We start from the raw sequence: 24833 nt of genomic DNA, 5'->3' as shown, positions 1-24833 counted from the left end.
ACTCCTTATAATGTCGCCAAAAAATCCAGCAAATTTTGCAAATCATCATCATCTAAGCTGTAATCAAACACATCGCGGAACAAAAATTTAATCGAGCGCGTTAGCGAATACTCGCCGTTTATGTAAGGGGCTGTTTTGGTGATATTTCGCAGGGTCGGCACTCTTTTGTAAGTGTGGCTTCGATAGTTTGCAATCCTTGTGTTTGGGTTGAAATTTAGGTTTTTATTAGGCACTTTGGCGTATGAGTTGGTGCCTAAATTCGCGCCATTGTGGCAATACGAACACAGCTCGATAAAGAGCAAATAGCCCTTAAATTCGCTTTCGCTGAATTTTTCCTCATCGCGCAAAACGCGGTCAAATTTAGAATTTATCGTGGTTTTTGATTTCAGATACTCGCCCAAGGCATCTACGAAATTTTCGAAATTTGCCTTGCCATAGAGCTTTTTAAATTCGCGTTTGTAGGCTATATTTTGGGTGATTATTAGCTCGATTTTCTCTTTTGATGAGGCTAACTCTTTGGGGCTTAAAACCGAGGTTTTAATGCGCTCATTTAGGCTAGGGAAAAAGTTTCCGCCCGAGTATCGCTCGATATAATAAGCGTTTAGGATTGTGGGGATTTCGCCATTTCGCACGCTAGCGCCCGATGAGTTTAGGTATAGATTGTGGCAGCTATCGCAAGAGCGCTTTTGCTCGCTAAATTTAGCGTCGCGGTAAAGCTTCATGCCAAGGCTAGCTTTTTCGGGGCTGAAATTTGGCATTTTTAGCGGTGTGAAAATATCATCGCAAATGCCTAAAATAGGGACAATGCTAAATAATAAAAGCTTTGAAAGTAGCGTTGATTTCATCTGTGATAATCCCATTTTTTACCTGTTTTTCCAAAAGATTTTCTAGCGCCTTTTCGCTGATATTTGCGCCATTTACCCCCAAATGCCACAGCGCATTTTGCACTGCTTGGCTTAAATTTCGCCTTTGTATGCGCCTTTCGCTAATCTCGCGCGATTTGTAAGGGATATTTTTGTTTTTTAAATTTAACTCGAAATTTTGCGTGGTTAAATTTAGACTAGATTTTTTTATCCCAAAATGCGCGAAAATCGGCGATAACATCGAGGAAGCGCGCTCGCTTGCCCAATTTACATAAATTTTGCGTTTTGCTAGGGCTAAAAACATATCAAAGTCCTGCCTATCTCGCAGCGCAGGGCTCATACTCAAAAACGCAATGTCAAATTTAAGCTCATTTTTCTGGGTAAAATTCGCAAAATCATCATTTATGATTTGCTCGACTTTAATGCCGTATTTTTGCGCGCTGTTTTTAAGAGCGCCAAGCATTGCAGCCGAGCTATCAAGAGCGTAAAGCTTAGCGCCCAAAGTAGCGATATATAGTGAATACACGCCGGTTCCTGCGCCTATGTCGATGACGCTTTTGCCTGCGAAATTTATGCCCTCATCTTCGATAAATTTAAATAAATTTTGTCCAAATTCATTTAAATTTGTATCGAATTTAGCGTAAGTTTCGGCTTTTTTGTCCCAGATATTTTCCATAACGACCTCAAATTCTCGCAATAATACCAAAATTTCTATTATAAATGATATAATCGTCAGTTTTACAAGGAGAATTTATGAAAATTTTGCCCAAATTTTTGATAATCCCATTTTTATTTAGCGCAAATTTTGCCCAAGATTTGGCGCAAATTAGCGTAACAATCGAGCCTGTGAGATATTTCGCGCAAAAAATCGCAGATGGTGATTTTGTGATAAAAAGTGTCGTGGATAAGAGCGCAGATCCTCACACATACGAGCCCAAACCCGCCACAATGCGCGATATCGCAAAGAGCGTGGCGTATTTTGGGATCGGCACGGAGTTTGATGAGGTGTGGCTAAAAAGGTTTAGCGCAAACGCTAGCGGGGTGAAATTTTATGATTTAAGCGCAGGGATAGAGAAGATAAATTTTGAAAATTTGGGTGAAACGCACGAGGAAGTTGGCGAGGGTGATACTCGCGCCGAAAAACACGACCACGCTGACCACACCCACGACGGAGCCGATCCGCACATTTGGCTAGATCCGATTTTGGTAAAACAAATTTCGCAAAATATCGCTAAAAATTTATGCGAGTTAAACAGCGCAAACTGCGCCAAATACGAGCAAAATTTGGCTAAATTTGAAGCCGAATTAGACGAGCTTCACGCTTATGCCTTGCAAAATTTATCAAATTTATCTGGGGCGAAATTTATCATTTATCACCCTACACTTGGGTATTTCGCGCGCAGGTATGAACTCACTCAAATCGCAGTCGAGCAAGGTGGGGGCGAGCCAAAACCGGCTGATTTGGCGGATTTGATAAAGCTAGCAAATGATGAAAAAATCGGCGTGATTTTCACTAGCCCGCAGTTTGCAAGCAAGGCGGCGCAAATCCTAGCCGCCCAAACAGGCGCAAAGCTCACACAAATCGATTTTTTAAGCTATGAGTGGCAAAGCGAGCTTAAAAAATTAATAGATGAAATCTCGGCTGCGGGGGCGCAAAAATGAGCGCTGTAAAGCTTAGCAACCTTTCGTTTTCTTACGAAAAGCGCCAAATTTTAAATTCGATAAATTTAGAGTATGAAATCAACGATTTTTTATCAATTTTTGGCCCCAATGGCAGTGGCAAAAGCACGCTTTTGCGCCTGATTTTGGGACTTTTAAGGCCAGATAGTGGCAAAATCGAGGTGCTTGGCAAATCCCCGGTTGCTGCTAGGAAGCAAATCGGCTATGTGCCCCAATTCATCGCTATTAACAAAAGCTTTCCAATCAGTGTGGCTGATGTGGTTTTAATGGGGCTAATAGATAAAAAAATTTTTGGATTTTACACCAAAAAAGATCGCCTAAAAGCCCTTGAAGCCTTGGAGCGAGTGGGTATGAGAGAGCTAGGCGAGGCAAAAATCAGCGAGCTAAGTGGGGGGCAGAGACAGCGGGTCTATATCGCGCGCGCTCTGTGCGCAAACGCTAAAATTTTGCTTTTGGACGAACCTTTGGCTAGTATCGATACTATGGGGCAGGTGCAGATTTATGAACTGCTAAAAAGCCTAAATTTAGAGGGCACAGGCATTATTATGATTAGCCATGATCTAAATTTGGCGCTAAATTACGCAAACCGCGCTGTTTATGTCAGTGGTGGTTCGCTTCACATGCACAGCGTGCATCCGAGTGGGAGGGCGAAGTTTTTAAAACACCTACGCGAGGAGCATGGGCATTTTTGCTCGGTTGAGCTTGCGCTAAATGATTGCCACTGCGGGGACGAGCATGAGTGAAATTTTGGCTTTGGAATTTATGCGAAATGCCCTAATAGGCGCACTTTTAGTCAGCGTGATTTGTGGCGTTATAGGTTCGCTGATCGTCATAAATAAAATGAGCTTCATCGCCGGTGGAATCGCGCACGGGGCGTATGGCGGGGTCGGTATGGCGATATATTTTGGATTTTCGCCACTTTTGGGCGCGAGCGTGTTTTCGCTACTTTTGGCTCTGATAATCGCTTATATCACGGCTAGAAATAACGAACGATTTGACGCCATAATCGGCGCAATTTGGGCTTTTGGTATGGCTCTGGGGATTATTTTTGCTGACCTTGCGCCGGGCTATAAAAGCGATTTGATGAGCTTTTTGTTTGGCTCGATTTTGGCTATTGATAGCGCGACCTTGAATTTCACTCTCATTTGCGACGCTGTTTTTGTGCTGATTATAATCTGCTTTTATAGGCAGTTTTTGGCGATTAGCTTCGATAGGGAGTTTGCCACGCTTCGTGGGGTAAATACGAGCGTGTTTTATTATGTTTTAGTGATAATGGCGAGCTTTGCGATTGTGAGCGCAATCCAGATTGTGGGGCTGATACTAGTCATTTCGCTGATGACAATCCCGCCATTTATCGCGGAGAAAATTTCAAAAAATTTAGGCATTATGATGATAAGTGCTGTGATAATTTCTGCGATTTTTTGCCTTAGCGGGCTAGCGCTAAGCTATTTTTACAATCTCACAAGCGGTGCGGCGATAATTTTAATCGCTTCGGTCTGCTTTTTCGCCACTGCGCTTATTGCGAAATTTCGCGCTTAAAATCCCGCCAAGCTCGCTTAGTAAAATTCCGCCTAGTATCAAACCTGCGCCCGTGATTTGAAGCGGGCTTAACTTTTCGCCAAAAATATATCCTAGCACGCCAGCGCCAAGGGGTTCGAGTGTGAAAATAAGCACCGTTTTGATCTCGCTGACGCCCTTTTCTTGGGCTAGTGTTTGGATAAAAAATGCAAAAACGGTGGCGAAAATCGAGGTTAAAATCAGGGCAAAAATGAAGTCAAATTTAAAGGAAAATGTCAAATTTCCGATTAAATTTATGGAATTTGCGAAATTTTCGTGCGGTGTGGAAATCGCGGCAAAAAGCGTGCAAACACTCACGCAAACAAACTGTATCACCACAAAGCCGTGCAGGTTGCATCTCCTAGCGCAAACGCCGGTAAATACGATGTGCAGGGCATACATAAAGGCTGAGATTAGCGTGAGTTGCTCGCCAAGGTTAAAGCCAACCTTGCTAGCCCCACTTAGAAAAAACAGCCCCAAAACTGCCACGCCAGCGCCCAAAAAAGCGAAAATTCCGACACTTTTGCGAAAAAACGCATACATCATAAATGGCACCATAATGACATTAAGCCCCAAAATAAAGGCTACCGATGATGATAGAGTGTAGCGCAAGGCAAAGGTCTGGCAGGTAAAGTCAAAAAATAGCATTAGCCCGCAAAAAATACCGAAAAATATGGTTTTTGTGTCGAATTTAGGCTTAAATTTCAGGCTCGCAAGATACATAAAAACGCTAGCGAGCAAAAATCTCCAAAACAAAAAGCTAAAAATATTAGCGTTTGCAGTGGCGCGCTGGACGGGGATAAATGTGCTACCCCAAATCAGCGCGACGCAAATTAGGGCAAGCTCCCAAATAAGGGTTGAATTTGGCTGGTTAAATTTAGAGCGCATAAGCTAGCGAATAGTTTTTAGGATATTAAACATCGCCTCTGTGCTGTTGCGAAATTCGCGCTCGTGGGCGACTAGTTTATCAAAGGCATCGTTTAAAAACTCGCTTGTAAATTCGTTCGCAAAATCATCGCCGATCTCGCTTCCTGTGGCGTTTTTGTAGCTTTTGGCAAAGCTTGTGTCACTGGCAAGGTTTTCGATATTTGGGCGCAAGGCGGCGTAAATTTCATTAAAGGCATTAACTCTCATATAATGCGCTAAGCTTAGCTCGCCACGCATTATGGCCTGCGTGGAGTTTTCGTCCATAGCTGAGATTTTGGTTTGTAAAATTTGCTTTAAATTTGGGATTGCAGGGGTTAGGCTTTGGGTTAGTGAGCGACGCATAGTGCGCGCAGCAGGGGAGTTTGGGCTCGTTTTTTTGGCGATGAAATTTGGCAAATCCAGCTCGTATTGCGTTATGCCTGATTTGGCGTATTCTCTCGCGGCGCGCTCGATGAGCGAAGAAAGAGAGCGTTTGAAATTTTCGCTGTCGCCGACATTGGCGCTTATCATCACATCTAGTCCCTTTACAGCGACCTCTTCCCAACTAGCCATTAAAAAAAATGGTGCGAAAATCAAAATAATTTTTTTAAGCAAAATTTGCCCCCATAAAAAATTTCGCTATTTTATGGCAAAAAATTTAATGTTTATTCAATGCGATTTAAAATTTTAATCAAAAAGTGTCGCCTCTAAGGCTTTGAGGCGGTATGATTTGCGGTGAAATTCTGTGTAGCCAAATTTTTTAATCGCCTCAATATGGGCTTTTGCGCCGTATCCTTTGTTTTTCTCAAAGCCAAATTCTGGGTGAATTTTAGCGATTTCTCGCATTTTGCGATCGCGCGTAACCTTCGCTAAAATCGAGGCTGCGCTTACCTCTGCGATTTTAGCATCAGCCCCCACTAGCGTGCGAAATCCACTTGCGCCAAATTTGGAATTTCCGTCAAAAATAATGTCAAAATTTTGCTCCCCAAAGTGCGCCACAATCTCTTCAAGCGCAGTTTTTAAACACGCGCTAAGCCCCATTTCATCGACATTGGCGCTAGAAAATTCGACTATTTTAAAATTTGAGTTTTTTATGATTTTTTCAAATAGTTCTTCGCGTTTTTTTTCGTTTAGTTTTTTGCTGTCATTTAGCCCTGAAATTTGGGCATGCAAAACACAGCCTGCCACGCACAAAGGCCCTGCGATACAGCCTCTGCCAGCCTCGTCGATACCGCAAATCTCAGCCATTATCGCTTTTTCTCACAGCTGCTGTGTGGGTTAGGATATCGTGCAGACAGAGCCTGTCTTTGCGAAAAAAGCAGATTAATAACCCAATCATGCTAAATCCCGCCAAAATAAAGCACAAAAAGCGCAAAAACGCGCGAAAAAATGAAATTTTGCGCCCTGAGCGAAGATCGATAAGATAGATATTTGAAAATTTATAGCCAGGGCTTTGGGCCGATTTGGCGTAAAAAACCGCGCAGATTGCCCCGTAAGCTAGCCAGATTAGTGCGATTGCGATTTGGTTACTTTGAAAAGCCTCTTTTGAGCCCAAAACAAGGTAGGTCGTGATATAAAAAAGTGGCATTGCGATGAAAAACATATCGACGATAAAGGCCTTTACGCGTAAAAACACTGGCGCGATTACCGCTTTTTGCTTTGCCACTTAAATTTCCTTGAATAATTTGCATTTCGCGCGAAATTTAGTTTCCGCGCGAACCAGGTTTGATTGCCACGCTTCCGTTTTTGCAAAGCGGGCAGGAATTTGGCTCGTAAATTTCAAAGCTGAAATTTCCAAGCGTAAAAAGCGGTTTATCAAATGGAAGTTTGCAACTTTCATGGCGCGAGTTGCCTAAATTTGCCACTGCGCAAAATCCGCGGTTTGCAAGGGCTGCAAAAGCTACAACCTCGCCACCAAGACTCTCGATGATTTTCGCACTCTCTAAGGCAGAGCCGCCTGTGGTGATGATATCTTCGCAGATTACAAATTTTTCGCCCTTTTTGACTTCAAAACCGCGTCTTAGGCTCATAACCTTTTCGACGCGCTCAGTGAAAATAAAGCGTTTGCCAGCTTGCTTGGCTAGCTCGTAACCAGCCAAAATTCCGCCAAGTGCTGGCGAGCAGACGCTATCGTAGCTAATGCCAGCATCTTTTATGACGCCAGCTAGCTGGCTTGCTAACTCCCCAGCTAGGGCAGGGTTTTCTAAAACTTTCGCGCTTTGGAGGTAGTATTCGGAGTGATTTCCGCTACTGAGCAAAAAATGCCCGTGCAAATACGCTCCGTTTTCTTTGTAAATTTTTTCGATTTCCATTATCAAACCTTCAATAACTCTGCCTCTTTGGCTTTTACGGTTTCATCGATTTTAGCTGAGTAGTTATCGGTGATTTTTTGCACTTCATCGTAGCCTTTTTTAGCGTCATCTTCGCTAATAGCTTTGTCTTTTTCTAGTTTTTTAACCTCGTCGTTCGCGTCTTTTCTGATATTTCTAATGCTGATTTTTGCCTTTTCGCCCATTGCTTTGGCTTTTTTGGCGTTTTCTTGTCTTTGCTCTACCGTCATCGGTGGGAAAAATAGCTTCACAGCCTCGCCGTCGTTGTTCGGATTAACCCCGATATTTGCCGCTGCAATCGCGCTTTCAATCGTTTTTAGCATTGGTTTTTCCCAAGGCGTGATTGTAATCGTAACAGCGTCTGTTGCCAAAACGGTAGCGACTTGATTTAGTGGAGTTTGGCTTCCGTAGTAATCAACCGTAATGTGGTCTAGGATATTTATATTTACCTTGCCGGTGCGAAGTGTCCCAAAGTCCTTTTTAAGGGCTTCAATAGCTTTATCGCAGTGCGATTTCTGGTCTTTATAAATAGAGTCTAACATTAAAATCCTTTTAAGAAAAATTTGTGAATTGTAGCGTAAAAAAAATAAGAGTTGCATTTAAAAATGCGAAATTTGACATTTTTAAATGCAAAAATTTAGAATTATTTTGATTGATTTTGATCGCTTAGAGTTTTGAGAGCCTCTGTGGCGTTGCCCTCGATTGCTGCGCCAAGCTCACTAGCTTTTTGTTCGATTTTTTCGCTAGCTTGTGAGATATTGTTTTCTACGCCCTCTATGCTTTGTTTTACAGCTTCTACTGCCGCGCTAGCGTTGTTTTCAACTGCTTCTGAAATTTTTTCTGCTCCACTTTGCAAAGCATTAGCTGCGTTATCAAACGAAGGTTTTATATTTAAGCTATTTGCCTTTGGTGCGCTTGGCACGGCTGGAACGGCGTTTTTAGGCGCTTCGCTTTGTTTTTGTTCTACTTTGACGCGGTCGATTACTGATGATTTTGCGTCTTGTTGATAAAAATATGCCAAAGCAAGAGTATTTGCCACAAATAAAATTCCCATAAACGCTGTAAATTTAGCCAAAAATCCAGCAGGTCCCTTTGCGCCAAATAGGCTTTCGTTGCTTCCGCTATATGCGCCAAGACCGATAGATGAGCTTTTTTGTAACAACACGGCGATTGTTATTACGATAGCAAAAATTACTTGTAAAACCAAAAATAAAGTAGTCACAATATTAACCTTTGAAAAAAATTGAATTTGGCATTATAATGAAAAAAATATAAATTTTAAGTTAAGGGCGCCAAATTTGCGCCCTAAATTTTAATCCCTGTTTGCAAAGCCAAGGATATTTAGAAGTGACATAAAAAGATTGTAGATATTTAGATACATACCCACAGCTGCCATGATTGGCGAAGTATAGACGCCGTTGATGATGTTTTTGGTATCATAAATGATATAAAACGAAAACAAAAGCGCGCTAAAACCAGAAATTCCTAGGCTCACAAGCGAACTTTTGAAGAAAAAGTAGTTCAAAAATCCGATGATAATCACTGCGATTAGCGAGATAAATAGCGGTTTGCCCCAGCTATCGACATTGACTTTTGAGTTCATCGCATACACAGTAAGTGCGCCAAATGTAACCGCAGTAGCCACGAAAGCTTGCGTTACCACGCCGCCCATACCAGCACCGATATAAAGCGATAAAACCTTACCTAGCGTAAGACCTGTGATAAATGTAAAGGCAAAAAGCAAAACCAATGCAAGGCTGTTAGCTCCGCGATTGACGGCAAATTGCATTGCAAAAATCAAACCAATCATCAAAATAAAATATAGCAGTGGATTTAGCCCCATTGCTACGCCTGTGCTCATCGCTACATACGCACCAGCGGCGGCTGCGACCATAGAAGCTGTTAAAAGAGCGTAAGTTTCTTTGATGAGTTTGCTAACTCTGCCTTGCTCTAATGGCGCATCGTAGCTCGCGTCGTATTCGCTAGTAAGATGATTTCTATCGTAAAGACTCATTTTCTCTCCTTTTTTTAATTTTGGGTAGGGAGTTTAGCAAAATTTTACCAAATATATAATAAATAGCTAAAATTTTTTCTATTTAAAAAAGCAATATATAATCAGCCGTTTTTAAAAAGGAGAGAATTTTGGCCGAACAACTAATCAATGGTGCAATTAAATTTATGGAAGAAAACTACGCCGAGCACGCCGAGCTTTTTAGCTCTTTGGCAAACACTCAGACCCCACACACGCTTTTTATCGGGTGTTCGGACTCGCGCGTGGTGCCAGGGCTCATAACTTCGACAAAACCAGGAGAGATGTTTGTAGTGCGAAATATCGCAAACATTGTCCCACCATATCGCGTTAGTGATGATTTCGTCGCTACCACAGCGGCTATCGAATACGCGCTGTATGCCTTAGGGATCAAACAAATCATCGTTTGCGGACACAGCAATTGTGGCGGTTGCGCGGCGCTGTTTTATGACGAGGCAAAACTGCAAAAAACCCCAAATGTGAAAAAATGGATAAATTTGATGTCTGGGGTAAAAGATCAAATTTCAAAGCACTGCGCCAACGATAAAGCTAAAAGAGAGTGGCTAGCCGAACGCCTAAATATCGTAAATTCGATACGAAATCTGCTAACCTACCCAAATGTCAAAGAGGGTTATATGGCAGGTGAGATTAAAATTTTTGGCTGGCACTATATCATCGAAACGGGCGAAATTTTCAACTACGACCCGCACAATGACCATTTTGCGCTATTAAATAAGGATTATGACTATGAAAAAATTTCTCATCAGCTTTTTGATTAGTGCGCTTTGCCTAAATTTTATCTACGCAGAAGCAAATAAAAGCGAAGCAAACCTAACCGAGCAAAATTCGAGCCAAAGCGCAGTTCCTGCGCCAAATTTAGAAGAGAAAAAAAAGGAAGTCGAGGAGTTTTTGAGCGAGGTTTCAGGGGGCGATGCGAATAAAAGCGAAGTCTATGATATGATTGTAAATAAGGTCGCACAAAACGAACTTAACGCAAACGAAACAAACGGCGCAAATTCCTTTTATCGCGTGGTAAATGAGATCAAAGAGATAAATAAAAAAATCCTCGCTATCTCGCCAAAAGGCGAAGCCAACGCCACAGATAGCTCGCTAAAAACTCTCAAAGAAAACAAAGCAAGGCTTTTAGAGAGTGTTCCTATGGCGATTACGAATAATACGCTAAGCAGGGAAGGGCTTTTAAAATACGCTGAGATTAAGAAAAATATCGAGGATACGCTGGCGAAATTTGCGAAAAAGCAAAATTCTATCGAATATGTAAGCGCAGCGGTTAGTGCCGATAGAATGGCGCTTGGGGATATTTTTTATCAAGAAATTTTAAAACTTGATAATCTTTTTGTAAATGGTGCGAGCAAAGATGAGCTAAAAATGAGCTTGGAAGACGCGCTTAGCAGGATTTCGGAGTATTCGCTAGATAAAACTTCCAAGCTAAAAGAAGCCCTAAAATCGCAAGAAGATGCCGAAAATTTCGTGGCTAAATTTAGCGAGCTTAAAAATGATAAAGCAACTTACGAGGAAATTTTATCCTATTTGCACTCAAATGCCGATTTACTCGCGTCTAGCGTGATTTTTACTAGCCTAAATTTCAAATCCGCAATTGATAGCATAAATGAAATTTCCCCTATCAAAGATAGACGCATAAATTTCGGCAAAATCGTGCTAATTAGCGTGATAATGCTCTTTTTCTACTCGCTTCGCAGGGTGCTAGCGAATTTGATTTATTTCGTCTTTAAAATCATCAATCGCTCCACAGCCATTGATAAAGAAACCATAAAAGAGCAGGTCGTAGCCACGATAAAACGCCCGCTTGGCGTGCTTTTGATAGCGTATTCGATAGACATTTCGCTGGTGATATTTTTCTATCCAGCCCCTGTGCCGATAAGGTTCGCTAGCATTTTGTCGATAATCTATGTCATTTTGTGGGCGTGGGTAATCATCGAAATCATCGACGGATACGGCATAATCGTGCTAGGAAATATCGCTAAAAAGGGCGTTAGAAAAGATGTTATAAATTTGGTTATCAAAATTTTATATATCATCGTCGTCATAATCGCGCTCTTGCTTATCCTAAAACGGCTAGGTTTTGATGTCAGCGCGATACTAGCCTCGCTTGGAATCGGAGGTTTGGCGATTGCGTTTGCGACCAAGGATATTATCGCAAATTTTTTCCAATCAATCATGCTTTTGTTTGATAATTCATTTTCACAAGGCGATCATGTCGTAGTGGGCGACATAGAGGGCACGGTCGTGGAGACTGGGTTTAGAAAAACCACGATTAGAACCTTTGATAATGCCCTTGTTTTCGTGCCAAATGCAAACATTATGGCGCAAAATATCAAAAACTGGAACCGCCGCAAGGTCGGCCGCCATATCAATATCATCGTGGGCGTAACATACTCTGCCAGATCAGAACAGCTTAGAAAGTGTATCGAAGATATCAAAGAAATGCTAAAAGCGCACCCAAGAATCGCCCAATCTGGCGATAGTGCGACAAATTCGCGCGATTTTCGTATGCGCTCGCGCCAAAACATGGTCTCGATCGACGATCTAGCGGGCTATAAAAGCACGATGAATGTGGTGCTCGATAGCTTCGGCGATAGTTCTGTTAATATCTTGGTGTATTGTTTCACAAAAACCGTTATGAGAGATGATTATTTGCAGATTAAAGAGGATATTTTGTTTAAAATCATGCAGATTGTCGAGAACAACGGGCTAGAATTTGCCTTCCCGTCGCAGAGTTTGTATGTTGAAAAATTACCAAAATTTGATTATGATAACCCGAAATTTAGTGAAGGAGGAGATGATGAGAGAGTTTGACGAAGACTTCGAAGAATACGAGGATTTAGACGATTATGATGAGGATATAATCGAGGGCGAAGAGGGCTATAACTACGCTTATGATGAGGACGATTATAGCTATGATGATGGCGAGGGGCTAAACTACAACAACATCGACGGAGATGATTACTAATGAGAAAAATCGCTTTAATTTGCGCGTTTTGCGCCTGCGTTTTTGGCGCGGAATTTACGCCGATGAAGGTCGCGCCCCAAAGGGCAGAACAAATCATGCAAGATTTGCATAAATCGCTCGAAGCTTGCAAGGACGGCGCGCGCATAAAGGCTTTGAGCAAGGAGCTTGAAAAGGCGCTATTTCCGCTAGAAGATATGGATTTTTCGCACGAATACGATCCGGCTCAAATCGACGAGCTTCGCAGGATCGATCGCGAAAACAAGGCATTTTTGACCAAATTTGCGATAACTTCTAGTTGCAAACTAGCGGATTTGTAAATTTAAAATCTCTAAATTCACTAGAATTTAGAGATTATGTTATATATTTTTAAAATTTCTTATTGAATTTGGAGCATAAATGGAAAAACAAATTGATTGGCTTGATGAAAAATTAAGTGACAATTCTATTTTTGAAATCGAGAGAGAGAGAGAGAGTAGCTGGCTTCGATTATGACGCGCTTAGAATTCGGTTAAGCGATGAGCTAGAAACAGCAATAACTGAATTAAACGAACTAAAAGATAAACTATCGCAAGGCGATAGTGCAAAGTTGCTCGAACTTTGCAAAGAAAATGCAATCAATACAATCACTTCACAATTTGGACTTGCTAGTCTTGTAATATCCAGCAAAGACGGCGGTAGCGTAACAACAACCCATAATTTCAAACAAGGTATAACGGCAAACGACGAAGATAGAAAAAAATACGAAGAATGGGAAAACAATAAAGAAAAGATATGGAGCAAAAAAGGTAAAGGTTTGCGAAAAGATAGGGGTTACGATAATGGTTTAGATAAAATGAAAAACGAACTATTTGCAAATAACGATACGATTGATTGCGAGTATGGAAGCGGTAAAATTTCGAGAAACGATACAAATATCGACCATATTGTCTCAGCTCACGAAATAGAATTTGACCCAGCACTAAATTTATATATGACACCAGAGCAAAGAGCCAAAATAGCTACAAACAAGATAAATCTAGCTGCCGTAAAAAATAGCCCAAATCAGTCAAAAGGCAATAAAAAAATGAAAGATTGGATAAAACAAAAACGAAATGATGACGGCAAAACAAACGCGGAACACTTTGGCTTGGATGAAAAGGTTGCACTCGAAAAAGATAAAGAGGCTCGTAAATTCGTAAATATGGAAAAATTCAAAGCCCAAGTCAAAAAAGACGGAAAAGAACTTGCTATAACAGGTGGAAAAGATGCTGTTAAAATGGCTGTGTATTCTGTGTTTGCGCTCATACTTAGGGAATTTATCGAAGCTACAATCGATGAAATAAAAATAACGCTTAAAAATTTTGGCGATGAGAGTTTTTCTGAAATTTCGAAGCGTTTCAAAACTCGTCTTGGCGAAATTTGGGAAAATATCAAAGCCAAATGGAAAGATATATTAAAAGGCTCACTTGAAGGTGCTATAACGGCATTTTTTTCAAATTTACTAGTTTTTGCAATCAATCTCGTTACTACAACGCTCAAAAAAATAGTCAGCATAATTAGAGCCGGTTTTGTTTCGCTAGTTCAGGCTATTAAAATGATAGTAAATCCGCCAGAAAATGTAGATAAAGACGATGTTTATTATGAAGCTTTTAAAATTTTGATTACAGGCATTATAGGCGGGGCTTCGCTTGGGCTTTCTGCTGGGATAGACTCGCTTTTAGCGAGTGTGCCGGGGCTAAATGCCATAATGGCTCTGCCTTTGCCATTTTCGGAGCATGGCACAGTAGGTGGTGCCATTTCGGTAACAATAAGTGCATTACTTGGCGGACTTTTAACTACTATCGTGCTTTATTATATGGATAAATTTCGCTCAAACGCTAAACAATCAAAACTTAAATTTCAGTTAATGGCAAAAAGTGGCGAAGTGGTTCAGCTTAGCATAGCACAAAGCTGGTTTGTCTTAGGCGATGGGTATAAGACGCTATTAGATAGCACACTTCACTCCAAGCAAACACTTGAAACAGCCAAAGAAAGGATAAGACAAAGCGACGAAAAAACTTCAAATAAAATAAAATCAAATTTTGATGAGATTAATAATGCTCTTAGTGAGTTAGAAAATTTATAAATAAGGATAAAAAATGGAAAACAACAAAGCGGTTACTATAATAGAACAGGCTATAAAAAACGGGGTAAGCAATGATGAGATACAAGCCAAAGTTAATGAATTTATAGAGCAAAATATCTTTGCAAAATTGCATAATATAGATGAAAAATTAGATGAAATTCGTTCTTTATCTAGGCGCAGTAAAGATACCGGTGGGTTTTTTAGATTTATTGGAAATAAAGCTACATTTGGCATAATGGATGATGGTAGTAAAAAAAGAGACGAGTTACTTGCTGATATGAACGAGCTAAATGCAGAAGCAACTCGCGAGTTAGCCAATATAGTGCAAAGCTCTATTGGGCTTACTTGTGGTTCTATAAAATATACAGAGTATATGATAGATACAATGGGCGGTATGCTAACTGATGGTTTTACGACGCGCGATGGTAGAATTTTAGAACTCAGCGAACAATCTAAACAAAGCGTTATAAGTATCATTGAGAGTAGCAAGAAACATGTTGCTAGATTAAAAGCTAATGAAGAAAAAATTGAGGATACAAGAAAACAAGTGTTTCAAAATTCAAAACGCCTTGATGAAAAAGATATGCTTGATGATAAACAGAGTAAAGATATAAGAGCAAATGCCATAAATATCAGCTCAAATAAAACAAGACTTGATGAAAAAGATAGCCTAGACACCGAACAAAGCAGGCAAATAGCCAAGCTCGAAAGCGAAATATCTAAGCTTAAAAACAATGGTTTGATAAGCATAGTTTCGTTAATTGTTTCAGTTTTAGCTCTTGGTATTGCGATTTTTATGCTTCTAGGCGGTAAAATTTAAAATTTTAGTTTGATTGAAAAAATTTAAATTTTCAAAATTTAGCCTAATTTTTAAAAATTTTATTTTTTTCCAAACCTCACCACCTTGGGATTTGCAAAATTTTCACCACAGAATTTGCGCTTAAATTTTGCTCTGCGATTAGCAGGGCAGAATTTGGGCCAAAATTATTCAAAATCGCGCTAGATCCTTGCTTTTTACCCGCAGTAGAGATAAAAATTTGCCCATTTTGGACGCTGATATCGCCAAGAGCAAACTCCAAAAACGGCGATTTTTTCGCATAATCGTTGCTTAAAATCGCGCTACTCTCGCACCCGTCATCAAGCCCAAATTTCGCGCTCAAAAACGCACGCAAAAACAAAAACCCAGTCACAATGCTAGAAAGCGGAAACCCAGGAAGCGCGAAGATAAATTTCTCGCCAAATTTGGCGATTTTGACATGGCGACCCGGTTTTATGGCGACTTTATCGACTAGGATTTCGAAATTCTCCCTCACCAAAGCCTTCATAAAATCGTAATCCCCCATGCTCACTCCGCCGCTGGTGATTACGATATCGGCGCGCGAGAGTGCGCCAAAGAGCGCGCTTTTTAGGGCGTCTTTGTCGTCGCTGATGATTTGCTCGCTCACCACTTCAAACCCCATTGCACGCGCCAAATTTAAAAGCGCGAAGTTGTTTGAGCTATAAATTTGCGCCTCGTTTTCTAGGGGCTCGCCCGGGCGTTTGATTTCGCTTCCAGTGGCGATTATAGCGACTTTTGGGCGCGCAAACACTGCCACGCTAGCCATGCCTAGCTCAGCCAAAAGCGCAATGCTTGCAAAATTTAGCCGTGAGTTTGCGCTTAGCAAAACCTCGCCCTTTTCGTAGCTCTCGCCGATTTTTCGCACGGCAAAGCCAGCAGGCACTGGTTTATTGATTATGATTTCATCGTCGCAGACACTGACATTTTCCACAGGCACGAGAGTATCCGCGCCCTCCGCCATAATCGCGCCTGTGAAAGTTTTGACACACTCGCCAGATTTCGGGGAAGACATTGGCATACTTCCAGCAGGGGTTTGTGAGATGACCTTAAATCTCGCTCCGCACGCCAAATTTGCGCCATTTAGCGCGTATCCGTCCATGGAGGCGGTAGGGCGCTCTGGCTTGGCAAATGGCGCGCGAATTTCATCAGCTAAAATTCTCCCCAAAGCCTCGTTTAGGGGCAAAATTTCGCTCTTTTTCTTAGGCGCGACGCTGGATTTAAACCTCGCAACCGCGCTTTGCAAACTCTCAAACTGCATCGGTGGCTCCTAGCAAATTTTTAATCTCTTCTGTGCTTATGATTTTTGAGTTGTATTTGACGACGAAATTCTCGCCGTTTTCATAAATTTCGACAATCCCAGCCTGCTCGCTAATGGCGCTAAAATCGAAATTTAGCGCTTTATCAAAATATAAATTTTTAAAAATTTTCGGATTTGGCAGGGCTAAAATCATCGCAAACCACACCGCCCCAAGCACTGCCACGACCAGCCCGATACCCAAAATACCGACCCAGCCATACGCCACTCCGCCACACACGCCTCCGATAAAACTGCCAAAAAACCCAAACGAAGTGAAAATTCCAAGTGCTTCGCCGCGGTTTGCGGTTTTGGCGAATTTCGACGCGAGGCTCTGCATAATGGGCTCGTGCGCGTTAAATCCGGCGAAAAATATAATCACGCCGAAAATAAAAAAATAAGGGTTGTTTGCAAAAGCAAAAATCAAATACGAAACAATAAAAAATAAAATTCCAAGAAGTAAAATTTGCTTTGAAAGTCCGCGTTTTTCGCCCATTGCGCCACTTGCGCCCATAGCCAAAAATCCAAAAATCATAGCTATGCCATAGACTTTGATAAATTCGTCTTGCGCAAAGCCAAATTTTGAGTGAAGCATTATGGGGATTAGGAAAAATGCGGTCGTCATAAAGGCTTTTTGGAAAAAATTGCTTAAATTTAGCAAGGATAAATTTTTATCTCGCAAAAGCGCAAGTGAGGATTTTTTAGGCATTTTGGAGCGAATTTTAGGTTCAGCTGGCACGAGAGAAAATAGCAAAATCAGGCAAAAAATCGTCAAAATGACACTTAGCCAAAAAAGGCTTGCCAGCCCAAATTTCGCGCTCAAAACCGGGCTTAAAATCATCGCCGCGCCAAAGGCACAGCCTATCATCGCGCCCATTATCGCCATTGCCTTGCCTCTGTTTTCTTCCGTGGTAAAATCGCTAATCAGCGCCGTAGCCACGGCTCCGATAGCCCCACAACCCTGCACGAATCGCCCTAAAATCATAGTGTAAATGTCGCTAGCAAACGCGCAAATCACAGATCCTGCGATAAAAATCACAAGACCGATTGCGATAGTGTTTTTGCGCCCGATTTTATCGCTAAGTGCGCCAAATGGGGTCTGCAAGAGCATTTGCATGATCGCATACACGCCGATTAAAAAGCCGACTAGTTTTTCATCAGCACCGCGAAGCTCCAAAGCGTAGTAGCTAAGCACCGGAAGCAGGATAAAAAGCCCAAAAAAGCGGGTCGCTGCGATAAAACTAAGTGGCAAAATAGTATTTAACATCGAAAGCCTTAAAGATTATTTTTGTCCGTGATTGTAGCTAAAATTTTGTCAAATTTGGATAAAATAAGCGTTTTTACGCAAGGATTTGATATGAAAATTTTAGTAGCCACTGGCAACAAAGATAAGCTTAACGAGATTAGAGAATTTTTCAAAAATGACGAAATTTACGGGCTTGGCGAGGTTTTGGAGCCTTTTGAAATCATTGAAGACGGCGAGAGTTTCAAAGAAAATGCGCTGATAAAGGTGCGCGCGGTCTATGAGAGGCTACTAGCGCGAGACCTGCACCGCGAATATCTCGTGATGAGCGATGATAGCGGGATTTGCGTGGATATTTTAGGTGGTGCGCCAGGGATTTATTCGGCGAGATTTAGTGGCGAGGGCGCGACGGACGCTAGCAACCGCGCGAAACTAGCCAGCGAGCTAATCGCGCGTGGCGTGCGTAGCTCGGGCGCGCACTATGTGGCTGCAATCGCGCTGAAATCGCACTTTGGCGAATACTGCACGCACGGATTTATGCACGGCGAAGTGATTTGCGAAGAGCGTGGGGAAAATGGGTTTGGGTATGATTTTATGTTTATTCCGCGTCGCTACGAAGAGCTTGGAGAGGGCGATTTGGGCAAAACCATAGGCGAGCTTCCAGCGCGCATCAAGGGCGAAATTTCGCACCGATCACGAGGACTTGCGCTAATGAAAATTTTGATAAACTCTTTTAAAAACATCTGATTTATAAAATTTAAAATTTCAGTATCACAGATACTGACCGAGATTTTATAAAAGGATTAAATTTGGAAAACGAAAATTTAGAAAATAAACCAAATATTAAAAAATCAAATTTGCGAAATTATGATGAAAATCCGATTGTTATAAAAGATGAATTATCTAATGCGAAGTTTTTAAGTATCATTTTTTTAGTTTTATTAGGACTTGCTTTAATAATCAGGAAAATATTTTTTTCTCAATATGACACTGTTTATAGCAATGGTAGCTCACTTTTTATTATCCCATTTCTTACCTACATGACCCTAAAAAATACTTTTAGAAACCTTGAAAAAGACGCACAAATTTATTTTTATAATGACTATGTAGTTAAAAAATTAGAAAACGGTATTGAAAAAAGAATTGCAATATCTCACTTGAAAAATATAACAAAAAGCATTTCATCAATGTTGCCAAATGGTTTTATTAGCGAAAAAGTAGAAAAAGCTATTCTTATTTATTGTGGATTATTTTTCGTTTTTGTTTTAGCTTTGATTATATATAGAGGCGAATTTAAACTCCCAATTTTTATATCACTTTTTACTTTTATAGTTTTATATCTACCACAATTTATAATTCATCAAAAATATGGTGGTTTGAAAGATAGTTTTTACGATGTCATTTGGCTACAAGATAAAGACGGCAAATTTTTTAATTTTATGGTTAGTTCGGATAAACAATACAATGAAATCAAAAAATATTTATTGGTTAAAACAGGCAAGAGTTTAGATAAGGCAGAAAAGAAATTTTTTCTATCTGTATCTTGGTTTAAAGATAAAGATTTATTAAATTAAACTTTTGTTAAATGAGACGATATGAGTAGAGAAAGTATTGCGAAAGCAGAACTTGACAAGGCAGAAGCTAGACTTCTTAAAAATTTAAAATTGACAGATGAAAATTTTGATAAATTCTTTTAAAAACATCTGATTTATAAAATTTAAAATTTCAGTATCAACGATACTGACAGAGATTTTATAAAAGGATTAAATTTGGATAATGAAAAAATAATGCGAGAAAAAGCAGAGCAAATGACTAAAAAAGCCGAAATGAAAATTCAACAAGCAAAAGAAAAAGAAGCTAAATATCAACAATGGCTAGAAAATAAAAAACAAAACGACCCAAATTTTAGGGATTATGATGAAAATCCATTGATAATACAAAGTTATGAAAAATTTTTCGTTTTACTTACTTTTACACCATTATATTTAGGTTTTGCATTTTTTTATTTGATAATGAATTTGATGAATAAAGATTGGTATGTAGGCGGGTTTAAATTTTTATCTATTTTTGCAGCAATTTATATTATCGTCGCTTATCTTATCCATAAATTTAGATATAAAGATAACAAAATCAAATTTACAAATAGATACATTGAATTCTACGATGACGGAAAACTTAAAAGACAATGCGAAGTCATTTATGATGAACTTGCAAGACCGTTTTTTGTTACTTGGATGGGCTATTGGAAATATAGAATAATGGATTTAATTTCAGTGGGATTTGTCATTTTTTTATTATTTGTAGAACCAAGTTTTATTATTTTTATCATAGCGTTTTATTTTTCAAATTTTTTAATTAACCTATGTTTCTATTTATTCATAAATATGAGTTTAAAAGGTTTTAAAATGTTCCCATTTATTAGAGTTACCAGTATGGCATTTCCAAATCCTAACCCTTATGGTGGTGGATTTGTTCTTTCGGCTAGATATTATTTAATTTATTTATATAATCAAAAAATTTATCAAGAAGTAAAAAAATATTTTTTACAGAAGAATATAAATATAGACTATTTGTCGAAACAATATAATGTTATGTAAAACTAAATTTAATAATAATTTTTTTTAAAGGAGGCTCAGATGAGTAGAGAATTAGTTGCGAAAGCAGAACTTGACAAGGCAGAAGCTAGACTTCTTAAAAATTTAAAATTGACAGAGGAAATGTTGCAGACATTTTTATCATCGCATTACTTGAAATTTACCCATAAATTCGCCATAAATAAAATTCTTTCTAAATTTTAAATTTTTAAGCTAAATTTCATTGACAAAATTTTAAAAATTATATATAATCAAGTTTCCTTTTTCAATCCACATCATTTATCGGAGCGTAGCGCAGTCTGGTAGCGCATCTGGTTTGGGACCAGAGGGTCGAAGGTTCGAATCCTTTCGCTCCGACCATTGTGGTGAGTTTAGCTCAGTTGGTTAGAGCATCAGATTGTGGTCCTGAGGGTCGTGGGTTCGATTCCCACAATTCACCCCACTTTCGCGCTCGTAGCTCAATTGGATAGAGCAACAGACTTCGGATCTGTAGGTTGAAGGTTCGACTCCTTTCGGGCGTACCACTGATTTGTTTTTTATGCGCTCATAGCTCAGCTGGATAGAGCAACGGCCTTCTAAGCCGTAGGCCTCAGGTTCGAATCCTGATGGGCGTACCATTTAAGCTAGCATTAAGAGCTTTTGGCTATAATGCGCTTTCTTTTTTGCGGATGTGGTGAAATTGGCAGACACGCCAGACTTAGGATCTGGTGCTTTACGGCGTGAAGGTTCAAGTCCTTTCATCCGCACCATTTAATACTCGTTCCGGATTAGCTCAGCGGTAGAGTAGGCGGCTGTTAACCGCTTGGTCGCTGGTTCGAATCCAGCATCCGGAGCCATTACTATCTTATAAAATCTCCATTTTATCGTAGTTTGTGAAGTTTAAGGAAACGATTAAACCCTAATTTGACCCTTTTAAAAAATTTATTTCTGCTCACGCATAATATTATTAAAATTTGCATTTAAATTTAGATAAGAAATAAATTTGAAATATTTGAAATTAAGGCTCGATTAAATGGTGGTCCCGATTGGACTCGAACCAACGACTTCCACCATGTCAAGGTGACACTCTACCAACTGAGTTACGGGGCCAAAAATAAGAGTTTGCATTATAGCAAAAAAAGCTAATATAAAATTTAAAAAATGTAAAATTTAATCAAATTTGCCAAAATTTTTAAATTTTGCCCCAAATTTTCCAAATTTAGCGCAAAAGCTCATTTGCATACGCTCGCACGCTTCGGTCGATTTCGATTAGAGCGTGCGTGTCTGGCGTGTTTGGCGAGTGAAATTTCTCCACGGATTTTAGCACTACGCGCGAAATATCGCTAAATCTCGCCCGCCCTTCTAAAAACGCATAAACGCCAACTTCGTTTGCCGCATTTATCACCACGCCAAAATTTGGATTATCCAAAAGCGTGTCTTTGAGCTCAAAAATAGGGTATTTGAGTGTGTCTATTGGGGCGAATTTAATCGGTTTTAAATCCAGCAAATTAACGGGCTTTACGATTTGCTCGCTAATCGCGCCCTCTAAAACCGCGTGCGCTATGGCTAGGCGCATGTCAGTCTCGCTAATGTGCGCTGTGGTCGAGCCGTCGATGAACTCGACTAGGGCGTGGATTTGCGATGTGCGCTCGATCACGGCGTCGATGTTTTTCGTGCCGTATAGCCAAAACGCCTCGATTACCTCGAAAAGCTTGTTTGCCATGCTTGCGCTATCTATTGTGATTTTTGCGCCCATTTGCCAGTTTGGGTGCCTTAGCGCGTCTTTGGCGCTCACATTTCCAAGCTCGGTTAGTGGCGTATCGTAAAACGCCCCGCCACTGGCTGTTATGATGAGCCTAGAAATAGGGATTTTTGCGTTTTGGATTAGAAATTTTAGCCCGAAATGCTCGCTGTCAATGGCGTGAATTTTTGAAATTTCAAGGAATTTCCCGCCCACGACTAGGCTTTCTTTATTTGCTAGGCATAGCGTTTTGCCAAGTTCTTGCGTTTTTAGGCTAGGGAGCATGCCAGCAAAGCCCACTAGGGCATTTACGACGGTGCTAGATTTGCACTCTTCAAGCATTGCCAAAATCCCCTCCATACCGACAAAAACCTTGTCGTGTTTGACGGCTGATTTTAGGCTCTCTTCGCCGATAGCGACGAATTTAGGGTGAAATTTAGCAATCTGCTCGTTTAGCAAGGCTACATTTTTCCCGCACGCCAAAGCCTCGATTAAAATTCCCTTTTTGTGCGCGATATCTAGGGTGTTTGTGCCAATCGAGCCAGTCGAGCCTAGTACTACCATGAATACACGACCACCATAGCCACTGCGCCAAACATATACCCGTCAATGCGGTCTAGCACGCCGCCGTGTCCTGGGAATAAACTGCCGCTGTCTTTGACGCCTGCGCATCGTTTGAGATAGCTTTCAAACAGATCGCCAAAAATGCTAAAAATCACGATAACTAGGGTCTTGCATAAAATTTCAAGCGGTGGCAGGTTTGTGAAAATGCGCGCGTAAATGAAGCTTGTGATAAAGGCAAAAATAATTCCACCTATGATACCTTCTATGGTTTTGTTTGGCGAGCTAGGGCTAAATGGGGTTTTGCCAAAGCTTTTGCCAGCGAAATACGCACCGCTATCGCAGGCGATTATCGTAATGATAAGCCAGACGAAGTGGAAAATCCCCAAATCATCATAAACCGCCCACATTAGGCAAATCGGAGCGAAAGGGTAGATAAAAGGCAGGATAATTTTCGCGTTTTCAAGCTTTTTAAAAGCCACGATTGAGGCAGCCACGACTACCGAGGCGATACATACTTTAACCGCGCTGATAAATGGCTCGTCGTCTTGGGCAAACGGAATTAGCGCGAAAAATGCGAGCGCAAGGGCTAGCCATTTGAGGCTGACATTTTTTAGCCCATAGAGCTTGTAGCTCTCCAAAAGCCCTATGCTAAGCATTATGGCAAATACGAAAAAGTTGATAAATCTGCTATTTATCAGGATTAAAACAGAAAAAACGGCGAGCAAAATTCCGCCAGTTACTAGTCTTTGTTTCATAAAATTTCCTTAGATTTGATTTCGCGAGATTATATAAAATTTCGCCTTATCACGGCTTTAAAACGCCGATAGTTTTATAATCCACATAATGCACAAACGAGCCTTTCACAGGGCTTACATTTAGGCGTTTGGTGTAATCAACGAGGTAGTTTCCAGCCTCTTTGACGCTAAAATTTACGCAAATTTTAGCAGCGAATTTCGCTATTTCTTCGCTTAAATTTTGTTTGTTAGTTTGGACGATTACATGCGCGCTGGCGCGGTCTTTTAGGTGAAACCAAAAGTCGTTTTTGGCGCTGTTTTTTAGCAAAAATTCGTTGCCTTTTTCATTTTTGCCCACGCTGATTTTAAACTCGCCGATATAAAAGCTCTGCACGAGCTCGGCGTTTTTTTCCTTTAAATTCGCGCTAATTCGCTTTTTGGGGAGCAAAATTTCAAGCTCTTCGACGCTTTTTGCGTTTGCGATTAAATTTTTCAAATTTTCGTAAAATTCGATTTTTTCGTTTAAATTTGCGATTTGGATATGCGAATTTGCGGCCTTTTGGCGCAATTTTTTTGCTTCGTTAAAAAATTCGTTCATTGCGATTTTTGGCGGATTTTCTAGGCGAAATTCCACGCTTTCGCCGTTTTTATCGTTTAGGCAAAATTCCCTTTGCCAGTCGCTTAAATTATACAAATTTGCCGATAATACCTGCCCGAGATTTGCCAAATTTTCGGCTTTTGCTAAAAGTTCGCTCTCTTTTGGCACAGCATTTAAATTTGCATGCAAAATTTCGATTTTTTTATCAATTTGGGTTAATTTTGAATTTCGAATTTGGGCTAAATTTGCCAAATTTAGCTTTTCAAACTCGCCCACGAAAAATTCATCGAAATTCTCTATTTTTTCTACATTTTTTTCTTTGATTTTATATGGCGGAAGTGGCGCCAAAACTCGCCCCACGCGCACGCTTCGCACATCGTTATCTAGGTGCCTGAGCGCTTCTAGGATTACTCCGTTTTCATCGGTGATGATGACATTTGTAAATCGCCCTGTAAATTCAAAGTATAAATTTGTGATAAACGCCTTGTAGCTGGCTTTGAGTTCGGTTTTGATATGCAAAATTCTATTATTTTCCACTACGCAAATTTGCAAAATTTTCGATTTTACAAGCCGTTTAGCCAAAATCCCGTCAAATGGTGCTTTGTAAATTTTATTTTCCACGAAAGAGCCGTTTTTGTGGATATTGCACGCGGTTTTATTCATATCAAAAAACAGCTCATAGCTATCAAAGCTAAGCTTAAAAAGATTATCGCCGACGCGCTTTATGTGGCTTAGAGTTTTGAAATTTTGCAAAAATTCGCAAATTTGGATTAGGTGCTGGTATTTCATA

27 protein-coding genes, 7 tRNA genes and 1 pseudogene are annotated in these 24833 nt (G+C 40.4%); 19 read left to right on the top strand and 16 right to left on the bottom strand.

The window, feature by feature from the left end; all coding sequences use genetic code 11:
- Positions 1-5: 5 nt before the first annotated feature.
- Together OFO10_RS00515 and OFO10_RS00510 are read right to left on the bottom strand one after the other, a co-directional pair.
- Positions 6-845, bottom strand: a complete 840-nt coding sequence (locus OFO10_RS00515) for a cytochrome-c peroxidase (RefSeq protein ID WP_270865692.1) — start codon at positions 843-845, stop codon at positions 6-8.
- Positions 808-1539, bottom strand: a complete 732-nt coding sequence (locus OFO10_RS00510; protein WP_270865691.1) for a class I SAM-dependent methyltransferase — start codon at positions 1537-1539, stop codon at positions 808-810. The genes OFO10_RS00515 and OFO10_RS00510 overlap by 38 nt, the downstream gene beginning before the upstream one ends.
- 77 nt (positions 1540-1616) lie before the next feature.
- Here OFO10_RS00510 and OFO10_RS00505 point away from each other — a divergent pair, with 77 nt between their 5' ends.
- The 3 genes from OFO10_RS00505 to OFO10_RS00495 are packed head-to-tail and all read left to right on the top strand — an operon-like array spanning position 1617 to position 4082.
- Positions 1617-2525 (top strand): metal ABC transporter solute-binding protein, Zn/Mn family, encoded by a 909-nt coding sequence (locus OFO10_RS00505; protein WP_270865690.1) that lies wholly within the window; start codon positions 1617-1619, stop codon positions 2523-2525.
- Complete coding sequence (locus OFO10_RS00500) at positions 2522-3286, top strand: metal ABC transporter ATP-binding protein (protein WP_270865689.1); 765 nt, start codon at positions 2522-2524, stop codon at positions 3284-3286. The genes OFO10_RS00505 and OFO10_RS00500 overlap by 4 nt, the downstream gene beginning before the upstream one ends.
- A complete protein-coding gene (locus OFO10_RS00495; RefSeq protein ID WP_270865688.1) occupies positions 3279-4082 on the top strand; it encodes a metal ABC transporter permease in 804 nt (267 codons plus the stop codon). Before OFO10_RS00500 ends, OFO10_RS00495 begins: the two co-directional genes overlap by 8 nt.
- Here OFO10_RS00495 and OFO10_RS00490 read toward each other — a convergent pair.
- The 8 genes and pseudogenes from OFO10_RS00490 to OFO10_RS00455 all read right to left on the bottom strand — a co-directional run bounded on the left by OFO10_RS00490 (position 4026) and on the right by OFO10_RS00455 (position 9350).
- Positions 4026-4988 (bottom strand): DMT family transporter, encoded by a 963-nt coding sequence (locus OFO10_RS00490; protein ID WP_270865687.1) that lies wholly within the window; start codon positions 4986-4988, stop codon positions 4026-4028. The genes OFO10_RS00495 and OFO10_RS00490 overlap by 57 nt on opposite strands.
- Before the next feature lie 3 nt (positions 4989-4991).
- Positions 4992-5621 (bottom strand): DUF4197 family protein, encoded by a 630-nt coding sequence (locus OFO10_RS00485; protein ID WP_270865686.1) that lies wholly within the window; start codon positions 5619-5621, stop codon positions 4992-4994.
- Positions 5622-5693: 72 nt separating this feature from the next.
- Positions 5694-6254, bottom strand: coding sequence for a ribonuclease HII (locus OFO10_RS00480; RefSeq protein WP_270865685.1), 561 nt, complete (start codon positions 6252-6254; stop codon positions 5694-5696).
- Complete coding sequence (locus OFO10_RS00475; protein ID WP_270858662.1) at positions 6247-6672, bottom strand: RDD family protein; 426 nt, start codon at positions 6670-6672, stop codon at positions 6247-6249. Before OFO10_RS00475 ends, OFO10_RS00480 begins: the two co-directional genes overlap by 8 nt.
- A 37-nt stretch (positions 6673-6709) precedes the next feature.
- Positions 6710-7318: an orotate phosphoribosyltransferase gene (gene pyrE / locus OFO10_RS00470; protein ID WP_270862897.1), complete on the bottom strand. Its 609-nt coding sequence runs from the start codon at positions 7316-7318 to the stop codon at positions 6710-6712.
- A gap of 2 nt (positions 7319-7320) precedes the next feature.
- On the bottom strand, positions 7321-7878 hold the full coding sequence (gene frr / locus OFO10_RS00465; RefSeq protein WP_270858664.1) for a ribosome recycling factor: 558 nt from the start codon (positions 7876-7878) through the stop codon (positions 7321-7323).
- 359 nt (positions 7879-8237) lie between these two features.
- A pseudogene (gene secG, locus OFO10_RS00460) lies at positions 8238-8558 on the bottom strand (preprotein translocase subunit SecG); the annotation flags it as partial.
- Between the two features lie 90 nt (positions 8559-8648).
- Positions 8649-9350 carry a Bax inhibitor-1/YccA family protein gene (locus tag OFO10_RS00455; RefSeq protein WP_270862896.1) on the bottom strand — a complete coding sequence of 234 codons (702 nt, stop codon included), beginning with the start codon at positions 9348-9350 and terminating at the stop codon, positions 8649-8651.
- Between the two features lie 164 nt (positions 9351-9514).
- Here OFO10_RS00455 and OFO10_RS00450 point away from each other — a divergent pair, with 164 nt between their 5' ends.
- The 6 genes from OFO10_RS00450 (at position 9515) to OFO10_RS00425 (ending at position 15278) form a co-directional block, all read left to right on the top strand.
- Positions 9515-10144 carry a carbonic anhydrase gene (locus OFO10_RS00450; protein WP_270865950.1) on the top strand — a complete coding sequence of 210 codons (630 nt, stop codon included), beginning with the start codon at positions 9515-9517 and terminating at the stop codon, positions 10142-10144.
- Positions 10113-12200, top strand: coding sequence for a mechanosensitive ion channel family protein (locus OFO10_RS00445; protein ID WP_270865684.1), 2088 nt, complete (start codon positions 10113-10115; stop codon positions 12198-12200). The genes OFO10_RS00450 and OFO10_RS00445 overlap by 32 nt, the downstream gene beginning before the upstream one ends.
- On the top strand, positions 12187-12354 hold the full coding sequence (locus tag OFO10_RS00440) for a hypothetical protein (RefSeq protein WP_270858667.1): 168 nt from the start codon (positions 12187-12189) through the stop codon (positions 12352-12354). The genes OFO10_RS00445 and OFO10_RS00440 overlap by 14 nt, the downstream gene beginning before the upstream one ends.
- On the top strand, positions 12354-12671 hold the full coding sequence (locus OFO10_RS00435) for a hypothetical protein (RefSeq protein ID WP_270865683.1): 318 nt from the start codon (positions 12354-12356) through the stop codon (positions 12669-12671). The genes OFO10_RS00440 and OFO10_RS00435 overlap by 1 nt, the downstream gene beginning before the upstream one ends.
- Before the next feature lie 131 nt (positions 12672-12802).
- Positions 12803-14458: a hypothetical protein gene (locus OFO10_RS00430; protein ID WP_270865682.1), complete on the top strand. Its 1656-nt coding sequence runs from the start codon at positions 12803-12805 to the stop codon at positions 14456-14458.
- Positions 14459-14471: 13 nt separating this feature from the next.
- The gene (locus OFO10_RS00425; RefSeq protein ID WP_270865681.1) at positions 14472-15278 is read left to right on the top strand and encodes a hypothetical protein; all 807 of its coding nucleotides are present in this window, start codon (positions 14472-14474) and stop codon (positions 15276-15278) included.
- Between the two features lie 76 nt (positions 15279-15354).
- Here OFO10_RS00425 and OFO10_RS00420 read toward each other — a convergent pair whose 3' ends face one another.
- Together OFO10_RS00420 and OFO10_RS00415 are read right to left on the bottom strand one after the other, a co-directional pair.
- Entirely contained in the window at positions 15355-16554 is a 1200-nt protein-coding gene (locus OFO10_RS00420) for a molybdopterin molybdotransferase MoeA (protein ID WP_270865680.1), read from the bottom strand.
- Complete coding sequence (locus OFO10_RS00415) at positions 16544-17857, bottom strand: MFS transporter (RefSeq protein WP_270865679.1); 1314 nt, start codon at positions 17855-17857, stop codon at positions 16544-16546. The genes OFO10_RS00420 and OFO10_RS00415 overlap by 11 nt, the downstream gene beginning before the upstream one ends.
- A 90-nt stretch (positions 17858-17947) precedes the next feature.
- On the opposite strand from OFO10_RS00415, the gene OFO10_RS00410 reads away from it, so the two are divergent.
- The 10 genes from OFO10_RS00410 (at position 17948) to OFO10_RS00365 (ending at position 21263) form a co-directional block, all read left to right on the top strand.
- Complete coding sequence (locus OFO10_RS00410; RefSeq protein ID WP_270865678.1) at positions 17948-18580, top strand: non-canonical purine NTP pyrophosphatase; 633 nt, start codon at positions 17948-17950, stop codon at positions 18578-18580.
- A 62-nt stretch (positions 18581-18642) separates the two neighbouring features.
- Positions 18643-19407 (top strand): hypothetical protein, encoded by a 765-nt coding sequence (locus tag OFO10_RS00405; protein ID WP_270865677.1) that lies wholly within the window; start codon positions 18643-18645, stop codon positions 19405-19407.
- A 195-nt stretch (positions 19408-19602) separates the two neighbouring features.
- Entirely contained in the window at positions 19603-20430 is an 828-nt protein-coding gene (locus OFO10_RS00400; protein ID WP_270865676.1) for a hypothetical protein, read from the top strand.
- Positions 20431-20469: 39 nt separating this feature from the next.
- The gene (locus OFO10_RS00395) at positions 20470-20631 is read left to right on the top strand and encodes a hypothetical protein (protein WP_270865675.1); all 162 of its coding nucleotides are present in this window, start codon (positions 20470-20472) and stop codon (positions 20629-20631) included.
- Positions 20632-20710: 79 nt separating this feature from the next.
- Positions 20711-20787: transfer RNA gene (locus OFO10_RS00390), tRNA-Pro, on the top strand.
- A gap of 5 nt (positions 20788-20792) precedes the next feature.
- Positions 20793-20869, top strand: a tRNA-His gene (locus tag OFO10_RS00385).
- A gap of 5 nt (positions 20870-20874) precedes the next feature.
- Positions 20875-20951: transfer RNA gene (locus tag OFO10_RS00380), tRNA-Arg, on the top strand.
- 16 nt (positions 20952-20967) lie between these two features.
- Positions 20968-21044: transfer RNA gene (locus OFO10_RS00375), tRNA-Arg, on the top strand.
- A 47-nt stretch (positions 21045-21091) separates the two neighbouring features.
- Positions 21092-21176, top strand: a tRNA-Leu gene (locus tag OFO10_RS00370).
- Positions 21177-21188: 12 nt separating this feature from the next.
- Positions 21189-21263: transfer RNA gene (locus OFO10_RS00365), tRNA-Asn, on the top strand.
- A gap of 177 nt (positions 21264-21440) precedes the next feature.
- On the opposite strand, the gene OFO10_RS00360 is transcribed toward OFO10_RS00365, so the two are convergent.
- The 4 genes from OFO10_RS00360 to OFO10_RS00345 all read right to left on the bottom strand — a co-directional run bounded on the left by OFO10_RS00360 (position 21441) and on the right by OFO10_RS00345 (position 24832).
- A tRNA-Val gene (locus OFO10_RS00360) sits at positions 21441-21516 on the bottom strand.
- A 109-nt stretch (positions 21517-21625) separates the two neighbouring features.
- Entirely contained in the window at positions 21626-22711 is a 1086-nt protein-coding gene (dxr, locus tag OFO10_RS00355) for a 1-deoxy-D-xylulose-5-phosphate reductoisomerase (RefSeq protein ID WP_270865674.1), read from the bottom strand.
- Complete coding sequence (locus tag OFO10_RS00350) at positions 22705-23466, bottom strand: phosphatidate cytidylyltransferase (protein WP_270865673.1); 762 nt, start codon at positions 23464-23466, stop codon at positions 22705-22707. The genes dxr and OFO10_RS00350 overlap by 7 nt, the downstream gene beginning before the upstream one ends.
- 49 nt (positions 23467-23515) lie before the next feature.
- Complete coding sequence (locus OFO10_RS00345) at positions 23516-24832, bottom strand: NFACT RNA binding domain-containing protein (RefSeq protein ID WP_270865672.1); 1317 nt, start codon at positions 24830-24832, stop codon at positions 23516-23518.
- Position 24833 lies beyond the last annotated feature (1 nt).

The sequence above is a fragment of the Campylobacter sp. VBCF_06 NA8 genome, from assembly GCF_027737825.1.
In the GTDB taxonomy this organism is placed as follows: domain Bacteria; phylum Campylobacterota; class Campylobacteria; order Campylobacterales; family Campylobacteraceae; genus Campylobacter_B.
The sequence above is the reverse complement of the archived record's forward strand: the minus strand, read 5'-3'. Positions and strand labels throughout refer to the sequence as shown.

Bases quoted from the DNA above. Each gene is read 5' to 3' on its own strand.
- OFO10_RS00445 (WP_270865684.1), top strand. From the start codon at position 10,113: ATGAAAAAATTTCTCATCAGCTTTTTGATTAGTGCGCTTTGCCTAAAT.
- OFO10_RS00345 (WP_270865672.1), bottom strand. From the start codon at position 24,832: ATGAAATACCAGCACCTAATCCAAATTTGCGAATTTTTGCAAAATTTC.
- OFO10_RS00515 (WP_270865692.1), bottom strand. From the start codon at position 845: ATGAAATCAACGCTACTTTCAAAGCTTTTATTATTTAGCATTGTCCCT.
- OFO10_RS00480 (WP_270865685.1), bottom strand. From the start codon at position 6,254: ATGGCTGAGATTTGCGGTATCGACGAGGCTGGCAGAGGCTGTATCGCA.
- frr (WP_270858664.1), bottom strand. From the start codon at position 7,878: ATGTTAGACTCTATTTATAAAGACCAGAAATCGCACTGCGATAAAGCT.
- OFO10_RS00490 (WP_270865687.1), bottom strand. From the start codon at position 4,988: ATGCGCTCTAAATTTAACCAGCCAAATTCAACCCTTATTTGGGAGCTT.
- OFO10_RS00420 (WP_270865680.1), bottom strand. From the start codon at position 16,554: ATGCAGTTTGAGAGTTTGCAAAGCGCGGTTGCGAGGTTTAAATCCAGC.
- OFO10_RS00395 (WP_270865675.1), top strand. From the start codon at position 20,470: ATGAGTAGAGAATTAGTTGCGAAAGCAGAACTTGACAAGGCAGAAGCT.
- OFO10_RS00455 (WP_270862896.1), bottom strand. From the start codon at position 9,350: ATGAGTCTTTACGATAGAAATCATCTTACTAGCGAATACGACGCGAGC.
- OFO10_RS00450 (WP_270865950.1), top strand. From the start codon at position 9,515: ATGGAAGAAAACTACGCCGAGCACGCCGAGCTTTTTAGCTCTTTGGCA.
- OFO10_RS00510 (WP_270865691.1), bottom strand. From the start codon at position 1,539: ATGGAAAATATCTGGGACAAAAAAGCCGAAACTTACGCTAAATTCGAT.
- OFO10_RS00410 (WP_270865678.1), top strand. From the start codon at position 17,948: ATGAAAATTTTAGTAGCCACTGGCAACAAAGATAAGCTTAACGAGATT.
- OFO10_RS00435 (WP_270865683.1), top strand. From the start codon at position 12,354: ATGAGAAAAATCGCTTTAATTTGCGCGTTTTGCGCCTGCGTTTTTGGC.
- OFO10_RS00350 (WP_270865673.1), bottom strand. From the start codon at position 23,466: ATGAAACAAAGACTAGTAACTGGCGGAATTTTGCTCGCCGTTTTTTCT.
- OFO10_RS00440 (WP_270858667.1), top strand. From the start codon at position 12,187: ATGAGAGAGTTTGACGAAGACTTCGAAGAATACGAGGATTTAGACGAT.
- OFO10_RS00500 (WP_270865689.1), top strand. From the start codon at position 2,522: ATGAGCGCTGTAAAGCTTAGCAACCTTTCGTTTTCTTACGAAAAGCGC.
- OFO10_RS00505 (WP_270865690.1), top strand. From the start codon at position 1,617: ATGAAAATTTTGCCCAAATTTTTGATAATCCCATTTTTATTTAGCGCA.
- OFO10_RS00495 (WP_270865688.1), top strand. From the start codon at position 3,279: ATGAGTGAAATTTTGGCTTTGGAATTTATGCGAAATGCCCTAATAGGC.
- OFO10_RS00425 (WP_270865681.1), top strand. From the start codon at position 14,472: ATGGAAAACAACAAAGCGGTTACTATAATAGAACAGGCTATAAAAAAC.
- pyrE (WP_270862897.1), bottom strand. From the start codon at position 7,318: ATGGAAATCGAAAAAATTTACAAAGAAAACGGAGCGTATTTGCACGGG.
- OFO10_RS00415 (WP_270865679.1), bottom strand. From the start codon at position 17,857: ATGTTAAATACTATTTTGCCACTTAGTTTTATCGCAGCGACCCGCTTT.
- dxr (WP_270865674.1), bottom strand. From the start codon at position 22,711: ATGGTAGTACTAGGCTCGACTGGCTCGATTGGCACAAACACCCTAGAT.